Origin of the sequence: Micromonospora sp. AKA38, from assembly GCF_027925725.1 — a bacterium.
GTDB lineage: Bacteria > Actinomycetota > Actinomycetes > Mycobacteriales > Micromonosporaceae > Micromonospora.
In genome coordinates, this window is the sequence record NZ_BNEI01000003.1 from 45,791 (window position 1) to 65,212 (window position 19,422).

Annotated in this window: 15 protein-coding genes and 1 pseudogene; 5 read left to right on the top strand and 11 right to left on the bottom strand. The window is 73.9% G+C overall.

All coding sequences use genetic code 11. From position 1 onward, the window contains the following. Positions 1-58 precede the first annotated feature (58 nt). Positions 59-3,001 (bottom strand): excinuclease ABC subunit UvrA, encoded by a 2,943-nt coding sequence (uvrA, locus tag TPA0908_RS08605; RefSeq protein WP_281936381.1) that lies wholly within the window; start codon positions 2,999-3,001, stop codon positions 59-61. Between the two features lie 176 nt (positions 3,002-3,177). Continuing rightward, a complete protein-coding gene (rsgA, locus tag TPA0908_RS08610) occupies positions 3,178-4,257 on the bottom strand; it encodes a ribosome small subunit-dependent GTPase A (protein WP_281936382.1) in 1,080 nt (359 codons plus the stop codon). A 187-nt stretch (positions 4,258-4,444) separates the two neighbouring features. Here rsgA and TPA0908_RS08615 point away from each other — a divergent pair, with 187 nt between their 5' ends. Together TPA0908_RS08615 and TPA0908_RS08620 are read left to right on the top strand one after the other, a co-directional pair. After that, positions 4,445-5,161 (top strand): maleylpyruvate isomerase family mycothiol-dependent enzyme, encoded by a 717-nt coding sequence (locus TPA0908_RS08615; RefSeq protein ID WP_281936383.1) that lies wholly within the window; start codon positions 4,445-4,447, stop codon positions 5,159-5,161. Positions 5,162-5,169: 8 nt separating this feature from the next. After that, positions 5,170-5,823 (top strand): MBL fold metallo-hydrolase, encoded by a 654-nt coding sequence (locus TPA0908_RS08620; protein WP_281936384.1) that lies wholly within the window; start codon positions 5,170-5,172, stop codon positions 5,821-5,823. Positions 5,824-5,878: 55 nt separating this feature from the next. On the opposite strand, the pseudogene TPA0908_RS08625 reads toward TPA0908_RS08620, so the two are convergent. Together TPA0908_RS08625 and TPA0908_RS08630 are read right to left on the bottom strand one after the other, a co-directional pair. After that, a pseudogene (locus TPA0908_RS08625) lies at positions 5,879-6,046 on the bottom strand (DedA family protein); the annotation flags it as partial. 90 nt (positions 6,047-6,136) lie between these two features. Further along, entirely contained in the window at positions 6,137-6,811 is a 675-nt protein-coding gene (locus tag TPA0908_RS08630) for a class I SAM-dependent methyltransferase (protein WP_281936387.1), read from the bottom strand. Between the two features lie 179 nt (positions 6,812-6,990). Between TPA0908_RS08630 and TPA0908_RS08635 the strand changes: the two genes are divergently transcribed. Further along, positions 6,991-7,194 (top strand): cold-shock protein, encoded by a 204-nt coding sequence (locus TPA0908_RS08635; protein WP_091059998.1) that lies wholly within the window; start codon positions 6,991-6,993, stop codon positions 7,192-7,194. 50 nt (positions 7,195-7,244) lie between these two features. Here TPA0908_RS08635 and TPA0908_RS08640 read toward each other — a convergent pair whose 3' ends face one another. The 4 genes from TPA0908_RS08640 to TPA0908_RS08655 form a co-directional block, all read right to left on the bottom strand. Beyond that, positions 7,245-8,546 carry an MFS transporter gene (locus TPA0908_RS08640; protein ID WP_281936390.1) on the bottom strand — a complete coding sequence of 434 codons (1,302 nt, stop codon included), beginning with the start codon at positions 8,544-8,546 and terminating at the stop codon, positions 7,245-7,247. Between the two features lie 76 nt (positions 8,547-8,622). After that, positions 8,623-9,531, bottom strand: a complete 909-nt coding sequence (locus TPA0908_RS08645) for a hypothetical protein (protein ID WP_281936392.1) — start codon at positions 9,529-9,531, stop codon at positions 8,623-8,625. A gap of 166 nt (positions 9,532-9,697) precedes the next feature. Next, positions 9,698-11,353, bottom strand: coding sequence for a CocE/NonD family hydrolase (locus TPA0908_RS08650; RefSeq protein ID WP_374709189.1), 1,656 nt, complete (start codon positions 11,351-11,353; stop codon positions 9,698-9,700). A 2-nt stretch (positions 11,354-11,355) separates the two neighbouring features. Then, positions 11,356-11,874, bottom strand: a complete 519-nt coding sequence (locus tag TPA0908_RS08655) for a MarR family winged helix-turn-helix transcriptional regulator (RefSeq protein ID WP_281938486.1) — start codon at positions 11,872-11,874, stop codon at positions 11,356-11,358. A 128-nt stretch (positions 11,875-12,002) separates the two neighbouring features. Between TPA0908_RS08655 and TPA0908_RS08660 the strand changes: the two genes are divergently transcribed. Further along, positions 12,003-14,138, top strand: coding sequence for an MMPL family transporter (locus TPA0908_RS08660; RefSeq protein WP_281936394.1), 2,136 nt, complete (start codon positions 12,003-12,005; stop codon positions 14,136-14,138). A gap of 51 nt (positions 14,139-14,189) precedes the next feature. Here the strand turns inward: TPA0908_RS08660 and TPA0908_RS08665 are convergent, their stop codons facing one another. Next, a complete protein-coding gene (locus tag TPA0908_RS08665) occupies positions 14,190-15,062 on the bottom strand; it encodes a transglycosylase SLT domain-containing protein (RefSeq protein WP_281936395.1) in 873 nt (290 codons plus the stop codon). Between the two features lie 33 nt (positions 15,063-15,095). Further along, positions 15,096-16,643, bottom strand: a complete 1,548-nt coding sequence (locus TPA0908_RS08670) for a DedA family protein (protein ID WP_281936396.1) — start codon at positions 16,641-16,643, stop codon at positions 15,096-15,098. Between the two features lie 131 nt (positions 16,644-16,774). Between TPA0908_RS08670 and typA the strand changes: the two genes are divergently transcribed. Further along, positions 16,775-18,640 carry a translational GTPase TypA gene (typA, locus tag TPA0908_RS08675; RefSeq protein ID WP_281936397.1) on the top strand — a complete coding sequence of 622 codons (1,866 nt, stop codon included), beginning with the start codon at positions 16,775-16,777 and terminating at the stop codon, positions 18,638-18,640. A gap of 76 nt (positions 18,641-18,716) precedes the next feature. Here typA and TPA0908_RS08680 read toward each other — a convergent pair whose 3' ends face one another. Beyond that, a complete protein-coding gene (locus TPA0908_RS08680; RefSeq protein ID WP_281936398.1) occupies positions 18,717-19,382 on the bottom strand; it encodes a class I SAM-dependent methyltransferase in 666 nt (221 codons plus the stop codon). Positions 19,383-19,422 lie beyond the last annotated feature (40 nt).

Sequence of the window (19,422 nt, forward strand, 5' to 3'; positions counted from 1 at the left end):
GGCCCGCGTCGGCCAGCACGGACGGGCCGGGTCCGGCCCGTCCGCGCGTACGCGTCGGTCAGCGTGCCCCCGCCGGCACCTTACGGGCCCGCGACTTGGTGGCGCCGTTGGCCTTGGCCGCCCGGGTGGTGGCCGCCTTGGCGCCCTTGGCGTCGCCGGCCAGCTTGAGGATCGGCCGCAGGAACTCGCCGGTGTGGCTCTCGGACACCTCGGCGACCTCCTCCGGGGTGCCGGTGGCGAGAACCGTGCCGCCTCGGTGACCGCCCTCCGGGCCCATGTCGATGAGCCAGTCGGCCGTCTTGATCACGTCGAGGTTGTGCTCGATCGTGATCACCGTGTTGCCCTTGTCGACCAGGCCCTCCAGCACCATGAGCAGCTTGCGGATGTCCTCGAAGTGCAGGCCGGTGGTGGGCTCGTCGAGCACGTAGACCGTCCGCCCGGTGGAGCGCTTCTGCAGCTCGGAGGCGAGCTTCACGCGCTGCGCCTCGCCGCCGGAGAGCGTCGGCGCGGGCTGGCCGAGACGCACGTAGCCCAGGCCGACGTCGACGAGCGTCTTGAGGTGCCGGTGGATGGCCGGGATGGCGGAGAAGAACTCGGCCGCCTCCTCGATCGGCATGTCCAGCACCTCGGCGACGGTGCGGCCCTTGTAGTGCACCTCGAGCGTCTCGCGGTTGTACCGCGCGCCCTTGCACACCTCGCAGGGGACGTAGACGTCCGGCAGGAAGTTCATCTCGATCTTGATGGTGCCGTCGCCGGAGCACGCCTCGCAGCGCCCGCCCTTGACGTTGAACGAGAACCGGCCCGGACCGTACCCCCGGACCTTGGCCTCGGTGGTCTCGGCGAAGAGCTTGCGGACGTGGTCCCAGACGCCGGTGTAGGTGGCCGGGTTGGAGCGCGGGGTGCGCCCGATCGGTGACTGGTCCACGCCGACGACCTTGTCCACGTGCTCCAGGCCGGTGATCCGGGTGTGCCGGCCGGGCACCAGCCGGGCGCCGTTGATCTGGTTGGCGAGGACCGTGTAGAGGATGTCGTTGACGAGCGTCGACTTGCCCGAGCCGCTGACCCCGGTGACCGCGATGAGCTGGCCCAGCGGGAAGCTGACGGTGAGGTTGCGCAGGTTGTGCTCGCGCGCGCCGTGCACCACCAGCTCCCGGCCCGGCGTCTGCGGACGGCGGGTGGCCGGCGTCGGGATGGCCCGGCGACCGGCCAGGTAGGCGCCGGTGACCGACTCCTCGTTGTCGAGCAGCGCCGGCACCGAGCCGCTGTGCACGATCTTGCCGCCGTGCTCGCCCGCGCCCGGGCCGATGTCGACGATCCAGTCGGCCACCCGGATGGTGTCCTCGTCGTGCTCGACCACGATCAGCGTGTTGCCCAGGCCGCGCAGCCGCAGCAGCGTCTCGATGAGCCGGTGGTTGTCCCGCTGGTGCAGGCCGATCGACGGCTCGTCGAGCACGTAGAGCACGCCGACCAGACCGGAGCCGATCTGGGTGGCGAGCCGGATGCGCTGCGCCTCGCCGCCGGAGAGCGTGCCCGCCGGCCGGTCCAGGGACAGGTAGTCCAGACCGACGTCGAGCAGGAACTTCAGCCGGGCGTTGATCTCCTTGAGCACGCGCTCGGCGATCATCTTCTGCCGGTCGGTCAACTCGATGCCGGCGAGCAGGTCGGCCGCCTCGCCCACGGAGAGGTTGCAGACCTCGGCGATGCTCTTGCCGGCCAGCGTGACCGCGAGCACCTCCGGCTTGAGCCGGGCGCCGCCGCAGGCCGCGCACGGCACGTCCCGCATGTACCCCTCGTACTTGTCGCGGGACCACTCGGACTCGGTGTCGGTGTGCCTGCGCTCGATCCACTGCACCACGCCCTCGAAGCCGGTGTAGTAGGAGCGCTCCCGACCGTACTTGTTGCGGTAGCGGACGTGGACCTGGTCGTCGGAGCCGTGCAGGATGGTCTTCTGCGCCCGCGACGGCAACGCGCGCCACGGCGTGTCGACGTCGAAGTGCTGGCTCTCGCCGAGCGCCTCCAGCAGGCGCAGGAAGTATTCCAGGTTGTGCCCGGTGGCCCAGGGCTGGATCGCGCCCTCGCGCAGCGTGCGCTCCGGGTCCGGGATGATCAGCTCGGGGTCGACCTCCTTCTTGGTGCCCAGGCCGGTGCACTCCGGGCAGGCGCCGTAGGGCGCGTTGAAGGAGAAGACCCGGGGTTCCAGGTCCTCGATCGCGAGCGGGTGGTCGTTCGGGCAGGCCAGGTGCTCGGAGTAGCGGCGCTCCCGGGCCGGGTCGTCCTCGGCCAGGTCGACGAAGTCGAGCAGCACCAGGCCGTCGGAGAGGCCGAGCGCGGCCTCGACCGAGTCGGTCAGCCGCTGCTTGGCGCTCGGCTTCACGCTGAGCCGGTCGATGACCACCTCGATGGTGTGCTTCTCCTGCTTCTTGAGCTTGGGCGGCTCGGTCAGCGGGTGCACCACGCCGTCGACCCGGGCCCGGGCGTAGCCCTTGGCCTGGAGTTCGGCGAAGAGGTCGACGTACTCGCCCTTGCGACCCCGCACCACCGGCGCGAGCACCATGAACCGGGTGCCCTCGGCCATCGCGAGGACCCGGTCGACGATCTGCTGCGGGCTCTGCTTGGAGATCCGCTCGCCGCAGACCGGGCAGTGCGGCTCGCCGATGCGGGCGAAGAGCAGCCGGAGGTAGTCGTAGACCTCGGTGATGGTGCCGACGGTGGAGCGCGGGTTGCGCGAGGTGGACTTCTGGTCGATGGAGACGGCGGGGCTGAGGCCCTCGATGAAGTCGACGTCGGGCTTGTCCATCTGGCCGAGGAACTGCCGGGCGTACGACGACAGTGACTCGACGTAACGGCGCTGCCCCTCGGCGAAGATGGTGTCGAACGCCAGGCTGGACTTGCCCGAGCCGGAGAGCCCGGTGAAGACGATCAGGGCGTCCCGGGGCAGGTCGAGACTGACGTCACGCAGGTTGTGCTCGCGCGCGCCACGGATGATCAGACGGTCGGCCACGGTGCGTGTGCTCCCGGAAGAAGAATGTGAGGCGGATCTGTTCACCAGACGACGGGTCTGGGTGGATTTCACGAGGTGTCTGGGTGATTTCCCCAGTCACCGAAGCGCAGGGAAAGCGCCCCGGCAACTCTAGCCCCGAGGTGTGACAACTTCCGGTGCGCGGACATTCCCCCAGTTCAGAGGGCGCCGGGAGTGGGCGGCGTCGCCGGACGCCCGGTGCGTCGCCGCCCACCGCGCCAGCCGCCCCGCCGCTCGGCGGCCACCCGGGCCGCGCGACGACCGCTCTCGTACGCCAGCTCCCGCTGCAACCGGCGCCAGCTCTCCCAGCGGCGGGCCGGCAACGCGCCGCTGTCCAGCGCGTCCCGCACCGCGCAGGCCGGCTCGGCGTCGTGCGCGCAGTCGGCGTACCGGCAGCCGGTGGCCAGCTCGGCGATGTCGGCGAACGCCCGGTCCAGGCCGGTGGCGCCGTCCAGCAGGCCGACCGCCCGGACGCCGGGAGTGTCCAGCACCGCGCCCCCGCCCGGGACCGGCACCAGTGCCCGCCAGGTGGTGGTGTGCCGGCCCTTGCCGTCCACCCGGCGGATCGCCTGGGTGGGCATCACGGCAGCCCCGGCCAACGCGTTGACCAGGCTCGACTTGCCCGCCCCGGACGGGCCGAGCAGGCCCAGCGTGCGCCCCGGCGCGACGTGCCGGCGCAGCGGCGCCAGGCCGGTGCCGCGCTCGGCGCTGACCGGCAGCACCGGCACCCCCGGGGCCAGCTCGGCGAGCTGCCGGGCCACCGCGGCCGGGTCCGCGGCCAGGTCGGCCTTGGTGAGCACCACCAGCGGCTCGGCGCCGGACTCGTGGACGAGGGAGAGCAGGCGCTCGATCCGGGCGGCGTCCGGCGCCGGGTGCACCGCCTCGATCACCGCGGCGGTGTCGAGGTTGGCGGCCAGCACCTGGCCGCTGGCGTCCTTGCCGGCGGTACGCCGCACCAGCGCGGTGCGCCGCGGCAGCACCGCCTCCACGGTGACCGGGCCGTCCGGCCAGGTGGCCAGCAGCACCCAGTCACCGGCGCAGGGCAACGCGGTCAGGTCACGGGCCGCGGCGGCGAGCACGCCGCCGCCGAGGCTCGCCCGTACCGGCCCCTCCGGGCGCAGCACGGTGCACACGCCGCGGTCCACCCGGGCCACCCGCCCGGGTCGGTGGTCGGCGCGTCGATCGAGGTGGGTCGCCCAGTCGGCGTCCCAGCCGAGGGCGGTCAGGTCGAGGGTCATGGCGTCCTCATCGGGGTCGTGGGATCAGGGCGGACACACGCGCGGGGACCGGCATGCGCACCACCTCCCTCCGACTCCCGGCGTCACGGCGTGAAGCCGTCGGCCCCGACGGTAGGACGCGCGGCGACGCGCCGAAAGCGATTTCCCCGGCGGCGCGGCGCGGGCCGGGCCGCTACTGTCGAACCCGATGACGACTGACCCCCTGCTGCTGACCGGCGAGCTGGCCGAGGCGAACGACCGGCTGCTGCGTACCGTGACCGACCTGGCCGCCGCGGACGTCGCGGCGCCGTCGTTGCTGCCGGGGTGGACCCGCGCGCACGTGCTCACCCACCTGGCCCGCAACGCCGACGGGTTCGTCAACCTGCTCACCGCCGCGCGCACCGGCGCGGACATCCCGATGTACGCCTCGGTCGAGGCACGGAACGCCGACATCGAGGCGGGCGCCGGGCGCGGCCCGGCCGACCTCCTGGACGACCTGCGTCGCAGCGGCCAGCGCTTCGACGTGGCGGTGGCGGAGATGCCGCCCGGGGCGTGGGGCGCCACGGTGCAGACCCGGCGCGGGCCGTGGCCGGCGGCGCTGCTGGTCTGGGCCCGGCTGCGCGAGATCGAGGTGCACCACGTCGACCTGGCTGCCGGCTACCGGCCGGCGGACTGGCCGGAGGCGTTCGCCCAGCGGCTGCTGCACGAGGTGGCCACCGGGCTGGCCGACGACCCGACCGCGCCGGCCATGCTGCTGCGGCCCGACGGCCCGGCGCGCGACCTCGTCGTGGGCGACCCCGAGGGCGCGCCCACGATCACCGGCCCCGCGCCGGAACTCGCCGCCTGGCTGACCGGCCGGGGCACGGGCGAGCTGCTCACCGTCGATCCCGACGGCCCCCTGCCGAACCCACCGGAATGGATCTGAACCCCGTCATGACCTACACCGGAGACGTCACGCCCGGCGGCCCGCCGGCCGTGCGCGAACTCGACCGGCTCACCGTGACCAAGCTGTCGGTGGGCCCGATGGACAACAACGCCTACCTGCTGCGCTGCCGCGCCACCGGCGAGCAGGCGCTGATCGACGCCGCCAACGAGGCGCCCCGGCTGCTGGAGCTGGTCGGCGACGGCGGGCTGGCGACGGTGGTGACCACCCACCGGCACATGGACCACTGGGTCGCGCTGGAGGAGGTGGTCGCGAAGACCGGCGCCCGCGCGCTGGTGCACGCCGACGACGCCGAGGGCCTGCCGATCGCCGCCGAGCCGCTGCACGAGGGCGACACGGTCCGGGTCGGCGACTGCGAGCTGGAGGTGATCCACCTGCGCGGGCACACGCCGGGGTCGATCGCGCTCCTCCACCGCGACCCGTCCGGCACCCCGCACCTCTTCACCGGGGACTCGCTCTTCCCCGGTGGGGTCGGCAACACCGACCAGGACCCGGAGCGGTTCGGCCGGCTCATCGACGACGTCGAGGCGAAGCTCTTCGAGCGGCTGCCGGACGAGACCTGGTTCTACCCGGGTCACGGCAAGGACAGCACGCTCGGCGCCGAGCGGCCCGCCGTGCCGCAGTGGCGGGCCCGCGGCTGGTGACCCGCGCCGGGTCCGGCCTCCCCCGTGGCGGCCGGACCCGACCCGGTCAGCCGGTCGCCGCGCCGCCGGCCGGCCGGCCCGCGCCGACCGCCGCCAGGGTCGCGGCGTCGCCGGGCACCAGCAGCCCGAGCAGGGGTACGCCGTCCGCGAGCATCACCACGCCCAGCAGGCCCGTCAGCGGGGTGGTGGGCGGTTGCCCGAACCGGATCAGCGGGGCCGTCATGCCGAGCACGCTATGCCCGGCCGACCACCCGGCACATCGGGCGTGATCCCCCAGCCGCCCCGGAGATCATCTCCGGACGATCCCCGAGGGTCAGCGGGGGCGCAGCACCTGGACCCGGCGTACCGGGGAGTCGACCGAGGGCTCGGTGGTGGGCACCGGGTAGCTGGCCACCAGTTCCAGCCCGGCCGGCGGCAGGTGGCCCCGGTCCGGGTCGCCGACCAGCACCTCGACGCCCTGGTCCGCGCAACGTCGCAGGTAGGGCAGCATCCGCGCGGCCAGCTCGGCGTCGTAGAGGGCGTCGCCGGCGACCAGCAGGTCGACACCGGCCACCCCGTCGAGCAGGTCGTCGCCGTCGACGGCCACCCGGACCCGGTTCGCCCGCGCGTTGACGGTGACGGCGGCCACCGCGTACGGGTCGACGTCGTTGGCGACCACCCGGTCGGCCCCGGCGAGCGCGGCGGCGATGGCGACCAGCCCGGACCCGGCGCCCAGGTCGAGCACGCGCCGCCCGGCGGCGAGTTCGGGGTGGTCGAGCAGGTGCCGGGCCAGCGCCTGCCCACCGGCCCAGACCGAGGCCCAGTACGGCGGTGGGAGCGACCGCCCGGCGGCGGCCTCCATCCGCGCCCACCACAGGATCGCGTCCTCGGCCAGGTGCAGCCGCACCTCGGGCACGAACGGCGTGGCCACCAGGCGCAGGCGGTCGGGGCCCGCACCGGGCGCCGTGATCTCCCGTTCCAGGTCGGCAAGCGCCGTTGTTGTGCTCATCCGGGCAAGCATGCCGTGCCCCGGGTCGGGTCGGGGAGGGTTTCCGGTTCGCAGGTATTCGTGAGCCACGCCGGCACTTCCGCCAGCGGATCCGGGTTCGGGCGGTTACTGTCGAGGAGGTACAGGGGCGATCACCGACCGCGGGTCGGTGCTCACCCGCATTGAACAGGGAGAGACGCATGGCAACCGGCACGGTCAAGTGGTTCAACTCGGAAAAGGGCTTCGGCTTCATCGAGCAGGACGGCGGAGGCCCGGACGTGTTCGTCCACTACTCGGCCATCCAGAGCGGCGGCTACCGCGAGCTGAACGAGGGCCAGAAGGTCGAGTTCGAGGTGACGCAGGGCCAGAAGGGCCCGCAGGCGGACAACGTCCGTCCGATGTGACGTAGTGCCGGTGGCGGCGGTCGGGCTCCGACCGCCGCCGCAGCGCGTCGTCAGGCGGGTGCCGCCGGCAGCTCATGTCGCCGGCGTAGCGGCCCGATCAGCAGGATCAACGGGGTGAGCGCCAGCCAGGCGGTCATCAGCCGGATCGCGCCCGCCGGCCCCCAGGCGGCGCCCAGCATGCCGGCCAGCAGCGCGGCGAGCGGGATGGTGCCGTAGTTGAGCAGGTGCATGCTCACGGTGACGCGGCCGAGCAGCCGGTGCGGCGTGTACGTCTGCCGGAAGCTGCCCTTGACCACGTTGCCGACCGCCACGCCCAGGCTCACCAGCGCGCCGCCGAGCACCAGCCAGGCCACCCGCGCGCCGGGGCCGGCAAGTGGGATCAGCAGCGCGGGCGGCCCGGTGAGCGCGCCGGCGAGCAGCAGCGCGCGGGCGGTGCCGAGCCGCCGGGCCAGCCGGGCGGCCAGCGCCGCGCCGACGACCCCGCCGACGCTGGCCAGGCCGATCAGGAGACCGACCAGGCCGGGCGGCAGCCCGGCCGAGCGGACCAGGAAGACGACCAGCACCGCCTGGTAGCCGGTGAGCCCGATGTTGCTCGCCGCGCCGAAGACGGTCAGCACCCGCAGGTACGGGTCCCGGGTGACGAAGCGCAGCCCGTCGGCCACGTCCCGGCGCAGGGACACCGTCCCGGCGGCCCGGCGCGGATGTGGCTCGACCGCGCGGATGCGGTGCAGGCACAGCGCGGACGCCAGGAAGCTCACCGCGTCCAGCGCCACCGCGGTCACCGCGCCGGCGAGCTGGGCGATCAGCCCGGCCAGTCCGGGGCCTAGCAGGTAGCTCGCGGTCTGGGTGGCGTGCAGCCGGGCGTTGGCCGGGGGCACCTGCTCGGGCGGCAGCAGGGTGGGCAGGTAGACCTGGTCGGCGGTCTCGAAGAAGACCCGGGCCAGGCCGGCGCCGAGCGCCACGACCAGCAGGTGCCCGACGGTGAGCAGGTCGAGCAGCGCGGCGACCGGGACGCCGGCGAACAACGCGGCGGCGACCAGGTCGGCGGCGATCATCACGGGCCGACGACGGACCCGGTCGACCCACGCTCCGACCGGCAGGCCGGCCAGCAGCCAGGGCAGCCAGGCGGCGGCGGTCAGCACCGCCACCTGGAACGTGCTGGCGTCGAGCACCGCCACGGCGACCAGCGGCAACGCCACGGCGGTCATGTTGCTGCCCACCGCACTGACGGTGTGGCCGGTCCAGAGCAGCCGGAAGTCGCGGTGCCGGAACAGGCCGCCGGACGGCGCGACCGCGGGCGGCGCGGAGGCGCCGGCCGGGGCGGTCACGGCCGGGCCGGGACGCTCTGACATTCGCAAGAGCTGTTGCGCAATGACTGTTGCCGAATGCCCGACGCCGCGACGCGGCAGTCGTCGCGGCGCGGCCGGGTCAGGCGGTCAGCCGCCGGGACAGCTCGTCGGCGACGTCGCGGGCGATCTGCGGCGGGATGGCCTCGGCGATCTTCTCCGGCGGCAGCCCGGCGAGCACGCCGGTGACGATCTGCTGCTCGTCGGTGAAGTCCCTGCCGGACAGCTCGGTCACCTGCGCCACGAGCGCCGGCCAGGCCCGCAGCATCGCCAGCATCTGCTGGAGCGGGGAGTTCGCCAGCGGCGGGTTGACCAACCCGACCGTGTTGACCGGCGAGATCAGCCAGTTACGCAGGTTCTGCAGGTCGGCCAGCACGTCGCCGACCGTACGGCTGGTCGAGCCGGTGTTCCCGACGAGTTTGTCGGTCTGTTCCATGTCGTCCTCCGGTGTCACTGGGGCGATCAGCCCGATGGCGGTGAGGTAGCGGCGGAACAACGGGGTCTGGTCCCGGCCCGCCCTGGTCGAGTCGCGGAAGAAGCTGATGTGGGTGTGGTAGAGGTGGCTGCTGTCGCCGCTGGTGCGCCGACCCAGCCGGTCCCAGCGCCGCACGGTGCGGCCGTCCGCGGAGTAGATGACCTCCCGGATGTCCCGGGTGTCGGCCGCGTTCGCCGCGCACTGCGCCACCAGCCAGGTGGAGAACGTGCGCAACGTGTGGGTGGCGCCGCCGGAGCGGACCGAGAACGTGCCGACGTCCAACGCGGACGCGTACAGGGTCAGCCCGGAACGGTCCCGGGTGGACTCCACCACCGAGTAGTCGTTGGTCACCACCCGGTCCGAGCCGCAGTGGTAGCCGCCCCGGTGGCTGGGATCACCGACGATGCCGACCTCCGCCGGCTCGAGATCCTGATCCCGGACGACGTTCTTGTCGACGTTGAGGTAGGTGAGTAACAGGCTGCGGACGGCCAGCAGGTTCGCCGGAGCCGACGTCATGGCGGATCCCCTTTCGAGCGATGTCGACAAGGGAGCGATCATCACTACGTGTGATGGCTTGAGATCTGCGGACGCGCCCCTGCCGGATGGCTGCACAGCAACGGGCACTTGCGGGAAGCCTATCCCTCATTGGCAGGAATGCCCAGCTCAAAGACGTTATTGGTGACTATCCGTCGAGCCGCGCGACCGGCAGCAGCAACACCGAGGGATGCTCGGGATCATGCACCACCTCGCGCCATCCCGCACGCAGCGTGACAGCAGTGCCGAGCGGCTCCCCGGTGCCGGGATTGCGCGCCCAGCGCGGGTGGGCGCCGCCGGAGACCTGGAGGCGCAGCCGGTGCCCCGACGCGAACCGGTACGCGGTCGGCCAGAGCGTGACCGGCACCCGCACCACGCCCGACGCGCCGGCCGGGAACCGGCCCGGTTCGACGCGGACCAGGCCGTCGCAGACGTTCCAGGACCGGCCGCGCCGGTCCACGTCGCACAGCCGCACGAACACGTCCAGGTAGGACAGCTCGCTGCGCAGGTGGATCTCGGCGTGCACCGGCCCGATCACCTCGACCGGGTCGTCGAGCGGCTCACCGGTGTAGGTCAGCACGTCCGGGCGGGACTCCACCGGCCGGTTGTCCACCGCGCCCGCCCGCTGGGCCACCAGCAGCGGGCCGCCCAGCGACGGGGTCGGGTCGGCCGGGTCGTACCGGATCCGGTCCGGCGGGCCGCCCACCGGCGGGGCGGGCGACAGGCCACCACCCGGACGCAGGTGCCAGCGCGTCGGCGTGCCGGGCGGCGGCCAGTCGGGCAGGTCACGCCACCCGCCCCCGACGCCGCCCACGTGCACCCGCACCGGCGCGCGCGCCACCTCCGCGCCGGGGGACGCCGGTCGACCGGCCAGGTGCTCGTCGAACCAGTCCAGCCCCTCGCGCAGCGCCGCGACCAGCAGACCCGGACTGCCGTGGGTCCACGGGCCGACGGTCAGCCGTGGCCGGGCGCCGGTGGCGCGCAGCCGGGCGTAGTCGTCGAGCTGGGCCGGGAGGAAGATGTCCTGCCAGCCGCTGACCATCGCGACCGGCGCCCGCACCTCGGTGATCCGGTCGCCGAAGACCCGGGCTCGCCAGTAGTCCGCGCCCGGCGTGTGGTGGCGCAGCCACTCCTGGAAGAACGGCACGGTCACGCCGGTGGCCACCCGGTCCGCCTCGACCAGCGGCAAGTGGGCCAGCGCCCGGACGAGCCGTGGCTGGCCGCGCTTGAGTTCCCACTGCCGGGCCAGCCAGGGCACGGTCTGCGCCTGGAGCAGCTCCGCCCAGGTGAGCACCGTGTCCAGCGCGAACGACTCGCCCGCGTACGTCGAGTCGCGGGTGGCCGAGGCGGTCACCACGGCGACCATCGCGCGCAGCTCGTCACCGGCCTCGGCGGCCACCGCCCACTGCACGAAGCCCTGGTAGCTGGCGCCGAACATGCCGAACACGCCGGTCCACCAGGGCTGCCGGCGCAGCCAGTCGAGCGTGTCCAGACCGTCGTCGCGCTCGTGCACCAGCGGGTCGAACTCGCCGCCGGAGCCGTACGTGCCACGGCAGGACTGGATCACCACGTGATGACCGCGTTCGGCGACCAGGCGACCGAGCAGCCGCATCGGGCCGCCCCGCCCGTACGGGGTACGGATCAGCACGCAGGCCGCGCCCGGCAGGTCCGGCGCGTAGTGGTCGGTGCGCAGGGTGACCCCGTCGCGGACCCGCACCGGGGCGTCCCGGGTGACGGTGACCCGGCCGACGCGGGCGGCGGGCAGCCGCAGCACGGCCGCGGCGAGCCGGGTGACGAGCCGCACGGTCAGCGGTCGCCGGACGGTTCGGTGGTGGTGCCGCGGGCGGCGCGCACCTCGTCGCGGTGCGCCCGCATGCTGTGCACCATCTCGCCCATGAACCGGTGCACCACGGCCAACTCCTCGTCGGTGAACCGGTCCATCACCTGGTCGGTACGCCGGCCCAGCGGGCCGAAGAAGCTCTGCGCCAGCGTCGCGCCGCGGTCGGCGTAGTGCAGGAGGATCTTGCGGCGGTCGGTGGTGTCCCGGTCGCGCCGGATGTGCCCCGCGCGCTCCAGCCGGTCGACGAGCGCGGTCACCGAGCCGGAGGAGAGGTTGAGCACCTCGCCGAGGCGGCCGGGGGTGATCGGCTCGCCCACCAGCTCGGCCTCCATCACCGCGATCAGCGCCTGGAGATCGGTGGGGTTCAACCCGTGCAGCCCGGCGAACGCGTGCCCGACGTGCTGGGCGTCCGCCGAGTAACGACGCAGGTCGTTGGTGATCTCCGCGACCATGCGCCCCCGTGGGTCGCTCCGTCGCCGGTACATGCCGTGCCCCGTCACCGCTCGCCGCCATCCCCTCGGTCCGGCTTGCAGCATAGAGCCTTGCCGGATAATCTCGCTCATCAAGATACTCGGCTGGCGAGAATCATCCCGCAGGATCAAGAGGGCATCCGATGTCACTGTTCACCCGCGTAGCCCGGGGCCGGCTGGCCGCCTGGCTCACCGTGGCCGCCGCACTCGTCGTCGGCGCGGTGGTCTTCGGGTTACCCCGACCGGACAACCCCGAACCGGTCTCCGCCACCGGCCTCTCCGTCGAGTGGCAGTCCACCCAGGTCGAGCGCCTCCAGGACCAGTTGCCGTCGCGGGACACCCAGCCCGCGCTGGTCGTGGTCAGCCGCGCCGACCGGGCTCCGCTCAGCGCGTCCGACCGGTCCGCGCTGGACGCCGCGGCCGGCAAGCTCGGCCCGCTCGCCGTCGGCGGCCGGGTCGCCCCCGCCCAGCTCTCCCCCGACGGCACCGTGGCGCTGGTCGCCGTGCCGCTGTCCACCGCGGGCGACCAGCAGGCCGTGGTCGACGAGGTGGGCAAGGTGCGCGACGCGGTGGCCGACCTGCCCGACGACCTGACCGTCGAGGTCACCGGCGGTCCCGCCTTCACCGCCGACCTGAGCAAGGTCTTCCAGGGCGCCGACACCACACTGCTGCTGGTCACCGCCGCCGTCGTGGCGCTGCTGCTGCTGATCACCTACCGCAGCCCGTTCCTGTGGCTCGTGCCGCTGCTCGTGGTGGCCGCCGCCGAGCAGTTCACCCTGCGCACGGTCGAGACCGTCGTGCCCGCGCTGGGGATCTACCTGCCCAGCGGCCAGGTCACCGGCATCGCCAGCGTGCTGGTCTTCGGCGCCGCGACCGACTACGCCCTGCTGCTCATCGCCCGCTACCGCGAGGAGCTGCGCCGCGAGGAGAACCGGTTCACCGCCATGCGGGCCGCGCTGCGCCGCACCGCCGAGCCGATCCTGGCCAGCGGCGGCACCGTCGTCCTCGGCGTGCTCACGCTGCTGCTGTCCGAGCAGGAGACCAACCGGGCACTCGCGGTGGCGTGCGCCATCGGTGTGGTGTTCGCCATGCTCTCCGCCCTGTTCGTGCTTCCCGCCGCGCTGGTGCTGTTCGGCCGGGGCCTGTTCTGGCCGTTCGTTCCGCGCGTCGGCAGCGCCGCCCGGGAGGGCCGGCTCTGGGGCCGCCTCGGCGAGCTGGTCGTCCGCCGGCCCCTGCCGGTCGCGGTGCTGGCCACGCTGCTGCTCGCCGGCCTCGCGCTCGGCGGGCTGGGCATCCGCACCGGCCTGTCCGAGACCGAGCAGTTCCGGGAGCGGCCCGAGGCGGTCGCCGGCGCGGAGACGCTCGCCCGCGCCTTCCCGGCCGGCAGCACGCAGCCGGTCGCGGTGCTCACCAACCCGCAGGCGGCACCCGCGGTGCTCGCCGCCGCCGGCGCGGTCGACGGTGTCGCCTCGGCCCGGCCCGGCCTCGCCGGGGACCGGGTCGCCCAGGTCGACGTGGTGCTCACCGCCGAGCCCGGCACCGCCGCCTCCGACCGGGCCGTGACGGCGCTGCGCGACGCGGTCGCCGCCGTGCCCGACTCCGCGCCCCCCACCGTCGCCGGGGCGGACGCCCCGGACGGCGCACTGGTCGGCGGCACGGTCGCCGCCACCTACGACTCCGACCAGGCCAACACCAGGGACCTGCGGCTGATCCTGCCGATCATCCTGCTGCTTGTCGGCGCCGTGCTGGTGCTGCTGCTGCGTGGCCTGCTGGCCCCGCTGCTGCTGGTGCTGACCGTGATCGCGTCGTTCTTCGCCAGCCTCGGCGCCGCCTGGCTGCTCTTCGACCACGTGCTGGGCTTCCCGGCGCTGGACAGCGGCGTGCTGCTGCTGGCGTTCGTGTTCCTGGTCGCACTCGGCGTGGACTACAACATCTTCCTGGTCACCCGGGCCCGGGAGGACGCCCGTCGGACCGGGACCCGCGACGGCATGCTGTCCGCGCTGCGGGTCACCGGCGGCGTCATCACCAGCGCCGGCGTGCTGCTGGCCGCGGTCTTCGCGGTGCTCGGCGTGCTCCCGCTGATCACGCTCACCCAGATCGGGATCATCGTCTGCGTCGGCGTGCTGCTGGACACGCTGCTCGTCCGTACCGTGCTGGTGCCGGCGCTGGCGTTCCTGCTCGGCGACCGGTTCTGGTGGCCCGGGCGGATCACCCGCGACCCGGACGCGCCCACCGAGGCGGCCCACGCACCGGCCGAGCCGGTCACCGCGCGGGACTGACCAGGTGACCGGGCGTCGGCAGCACGCCGACGCCCGGTCGCCGCGGGCCGCTCAGAAACCGAGGCACTCGCAGCTGGTCATCAGCTCGCGGACGTTGTGGACGTACTGCGGGTTGGGGATCGCCAGCGGCTGCCCCTCCCGGGCCACCGCGCCGTGCCCGTAGTTGTACGCCGAGATCACGGCGTTGAGCAGGCAGGAGTTCAGCTCGGCGGTGCACAGCGAGGCGTCCAGCCGGTAGTCCGACTCGAAGTACATGTCGCCGATGTACTTCGTCAACCAGGCCAGATAGGTGCCGCCCAGGTAGGCGTTGTCCCGGTAGTCGTCGATGTCGTACGACTGCTCGAACCGCTGGTTCATCCACTCCGCGGTGGCCGGCATGACCTGCATCAGCCCGACGCCGCCGTCGCAGGCCACGATTGTCGACTGCCAGCCGCTCTCCTGCCAGGCGGTCGCCTTCATCAGCGCCGACGGGACGCGGATGTCGGGCGCGGAGGTGGGCCAGTAGGTGCGGGCCGCCGCGTCGGCCAGCGCCGCCTTGACCTGGCTCTGCGTCGCCTTGGTGCCCCGGTGGGTGGGCTTGCAGCCGCTGGGCGCCGGCTTCGGCGGGGGCGGCGGCACCCGCGTCTCGGTCGGCGGCTTCGGCCGGGCCAACGGCGCCGTCGACGTGCGGGACGGCTTCGGCCGTGGCTTCCCGCTCGCCTTCGCGCTGGGGCTGGGCTTGCCACCGATCGCCTCGACCGCCGGCGGCGCCTCGCTCGGCGCGTCGGCCGGCGCCTCCGCCGGCTCCTCGACCGGACCCGCCGTGGGCAGCTCCGCCGCCACCTCGCGGACCGGCCGTTCCTCGCCGCCGCACCCGGTCACCGTGCCCGCCGCCAGCAGTGCCGCCACCGCAGCCGCGGCCCACCGGCCGACTCCTCGCCGCATCGATCCTCCCCGTGGTCCCCCGTCCGGCGCACCCTAGCAGGGATCGACGGGGGTCCGGGGCCCCCGCGACGCCGGCCGGTGCGCCCGGGGCCGCGGCGGCCCCTCTCCCGCGTCCGGGCCGTCCGGGCCGGCGTCCGCCGGGTTGGCGGGATCAGCACCCGCCGCCAGGGTGGACCGGTCGACGCCCGCAGCCGGGTCGGACGGGTCGACGCCCGCAGCCGGGTCGAGCCGGCCGTCCCCGCTCGCCGCCCGGTTCCGGGTCGACCAGGCGATCACGAACACGGCGGTCCAGGCGGCGCCCAGCAGCACCGACGAGGCGGTGCCGCTGGCCGCGCTCCAGCCCAGGTAGAGCCGCGCGCCGGTGACCGCCACCACCCCGGCCGAAGCGACCGTCCAGACCGCCACCCCGACCGGCCAGCGCGCGCCGCGCGCCAGCAGCCAGGCCAGCGTGCCGAAACTCGCCGTCACCACCGCGTTCTGGCCGGGGAACAGGTCCCGGACCCGCTCCGGGACGCCCGGACCGGTCAGGTCGACCACCCCCACCAGCAGCACCAAGGGCACCGCCGCACCGACCGTGCCGACCACCCCGAGCAGGTCCGCCCGCCAGGGCCGGTGCCGCCGGGCCACCACCGCCGCCACCAGGGCCACCGCGGTGATCAACACCCAGCCGCGCAGCACCGACACGAGGGCCAGCGCCGCGTCCGCCACCCCCGGGGTACGCCGGGCGGCGAACCAGTCGCCGACCAGCCCGTCGAGCACCCCGAGCCCGCTGTGCCGGACCACCGCCGCCAGTAGGGCCGCCACCGCCAGCCCGGCGGCGAACAGCAGCGCCAGCCCGAACGCCAGGTTGACCAGCCACGCGCCGACCGGACCGACGCGCATGCCGAGCAGGAGGAACAACACCCCGTACCGGGCCCGGAGCCAGCGCAGCGGTGGCAGCGCGGCGGCGCGGGCCGCCAACGCCCGGGCCGGGTCCGGATTGCGCCCGAGCCAACGGCCGGCCAGCACCACGCCGAGCAGGCACAGCAGCAGCATCAGCACCGCGCCGGTGGCGCGGCCGAGCAGGTCCGACACCCGCCGGTACGACTCGCCGGCCAGATAACCGGCCAGCACGGACGCGCCGACCCAGCTCACCACCCCGGCCAGGTTCCACGGCGCGAACCGCCGGTACGACATCCCGGCGCCGCCGGCCAGCCGGGGCGCCAGCGTGCGGGCGAACGCGACCCAGCGCGCGGCCATCATGCCGCGCCCGCCCAGCCGGTCCAGCAACTCCTCGGCGCGTCGCCACCGGTGCGGGCCGATCCGGGCGCCGAGCCCGGAGGCGCGCAGCCGCGGCCCGTGACGCCGCCCGGCCCGGTAGGCGAGTGTGTCTCCGATCACGGCGGCGGCCACCATCGCCGCCAGCGCGGGGGCGAGCCGTAGCGTCCCCGCGTACGCTAGGAAGCCGACCAGCAGCAGGGTCGCCTCGCCCGGCACCAGCAGCCCGAAGATCACCGCGGTCTCGCCCGCGACGATCATCGCGGCGACCAGGTAGATCAGCAGGGGCGGCAGCTCCTGCAGCCAGTTCAGCAGATCAGGCATTCGGCACCCCGCACGGGAGCCAGCATGCCAGTGGCTGGAACGGTCGGCCCAGCACTTTCGACACAGATCCGGGCCATCTCGGGGTGACCCCGAGGCGTGCCCCGGCAACCGCAGACAGGAGTATGGAGGGTATGCAGCTTCGCACCGACCTCCGCAACGTCGCCATCATCGCCCACGTCGACCACGGCAAGACGACCCTGGTCGACGCCATGTTGCGGCAGGCCGGCGCCTACGGCGCCCGCGGCGAGGACACCGAGCGGGTCATGGACTCGATGGACCTCGAGCGGGAGAAGGGCATCACCATCCTCGCCAAGAACACCGGCGTGCGATACCTGCCGGCGGACGGCGACCCGGTCACCATCAACATCATCGACACCCCCGGCCACGCCGACTTCGGTGGTGAGGTCGAGCGCGGCCTGACCATGGTCGACGGCGTGGTGCTGCTGGTCGACGCCAGCGAGGGCCCCCTGCCGCAGACCCGGTTCGTGCTCCGCAAGGCGCTGCGCGCCCGGCTGCCGATCATCCTGGTGATCAACAAGGTGGACCGCCCGGACGCCCGGATCAAGGAGGTCGTGGACGACACCTACGAGCTCTTCCTCGACCTGGACGCCGACGAGGAGCAGATCGACTTCCCGATCGTCTACGCCTGCGCCCGCGACGGCATCGCCTCGCTGACCCAGCCGGCCGACGGCGCGATCCCGGACGACAGCACCAGCCTGGAGCCGCTGTTCCGTACCCTGCTGGACACCATCCCGGCCCCCGCGTTCGACGAGGACGCGCCGCTCCAGGCGCACGTCACCAACCTCGACGCCTCGCCGTTCCTGGGCCGGCTCGCGCTGTGCCGGGTCCGCCAGGGCACGATCAGCAAGGGTCAGACCGTGGCCTGGTGCCGTACCGACGGCAGCACCCAGCGGGTCCGCATCTCCGAGCTGCTGATGACCGAGGGCCTGGAGCGCAAGCCCGCCGAGTCCGCCGGGCCGGGCGACATCATCGCGGTCGCCGGCATCCCGGAGATCATGATCGGCGAGACGCTCGCCGACGCCGAGAACCCGGTCCCGCTGCCGCTGATCACGGTGGACGAGCCGGCCATCTCGATGACCATCGGCACCAACACCTCGCCGCTGGTCGGCCGGGTCAAGGGTGCCAAGGTCACCGCGCGGATGGTCAAGGACCGGCTCGACAAGGAGCTGGTCGGCAACGTGTCGCTGCGGGTGCTGCCCACCGAGCGGCCGGACGCCTGGGAGGTGCAGGGCCGCGGTGAGCTGGCCCTGGCGATCCTGGTCGAGCAGATGCGCCGCGAGTCCTACGAGCTGACCGTCGGCAAGCCGCAGGTGGTCACCAGGGAGATCGACGGCAGGACCTGCGAGCCGGTCGAGCGGCTGACCATCGACGCCCCGGAGGAGTACCTCGGCGCGATCACCCAGCTCCTCGCCACCCGCAAGGGCCGGATGGAGCAGCTGGTCAACCACGGCACCGGCTGGATCCGGATGGAGTGGCTGGTCCCGGCGCGCGGCCTGATCGGCTTCCGCACCGAGTTCCTCACCGACACCCGGGGCACCGGCATCCTGCACCACGTCTTCGAGTCGTACGAGCCGTGGTTCGGTGAGCTGCGTACCCGCAACAACGGCTCGCTGGTCGCCGACCGGGCGGGCGCGGTCACCTCGTTCGCGATGATCAACCTGCAGGAGCGGGGCCAGCTCTTCGTCGAGCCGACCACCGAGGTGTACGAGGGCATGATCGTCGGGGAGAACTCCCGCTCCGACGACATGGACGTCAACATCACCAAGGAGAAGAAGCTCACCAACATGCGGGCGTCGACCTCCGACGAGACCGAGAAGCTGATCCCGCCGCGCAAGCTGTCGCTGGAACAGGCCCTCGAGTTCTGCCGCGAGGACGAGTGCGTCGAGGTCACCCCGACCGCGGTGCGCATCCGCAAGGTGATCCTCGACCAGACGCAGCGGGGCCGGATGGCCGCCCGCCGCAAGCACGCCGGCTGACCCACCCCGCACACCACCGGAGCCCGGCCCGCCCCCTGGCGGACCGGGCTCCGCCGTCTCCCCCGTCGGGTGGGGGTCAGGCGGGCTTGGTGGCCTGGAGGGCGAGGACGTCGGGGATCGGGGCGGAGCCGGACTCGACCACCCGGTCGAGCACCAGGCCGGCGGCGGTGACGGCGGTGAGCAGGTCGGCCAGCGGCAGGTGCCAGGCGCCCACCCGGGCCCGCACCCCGTGCGAGTTCCAGGACCGGAAGGTGTGCTCCGGCTCGGCGTAACCGCCGTCGATCACGACCCGCTCCGGGTCGGACCGGTCGGCGAACGCGCCACAGAAGCACGGATGCACCCCGACGTGCACCAGCCGGCCGCCCGGTGCCAGCACCCGGGCCATCTCCGCGACCGCCGCCGGATAGTCCGGCATGTCGGTGTGCGCCAGCACGCAGACCGCGGCCGGCACCGCGCCGTCGGCCAGCGGCAGCGCGGTCGCGTCGGCGCGGGCCACCGGCAGCCGGGCCCGGGCGTGGCGGAGCTGCCCGGCCGACAGGTCCACGCCGACCGGCGTCCAGCCGAGCCGGGCCAGCTCGGCGGCGTGCGCCCCGGTGCCGCAGCACAGGTCCAGACAGCGACCCGGGCCGCCGCCCAACAGCTCCGCCAGCACCGACTGGACCCGGTCCATGTAGGTCGCCGAACCGACCGTGGCGTACTCCTCGTACCAGTCGGCGATGTCGTCGTACAAAGCGGTCGCCATCCTGGCACGTTAACGCCGTACCGGCCGCGCCGCAGCCCCG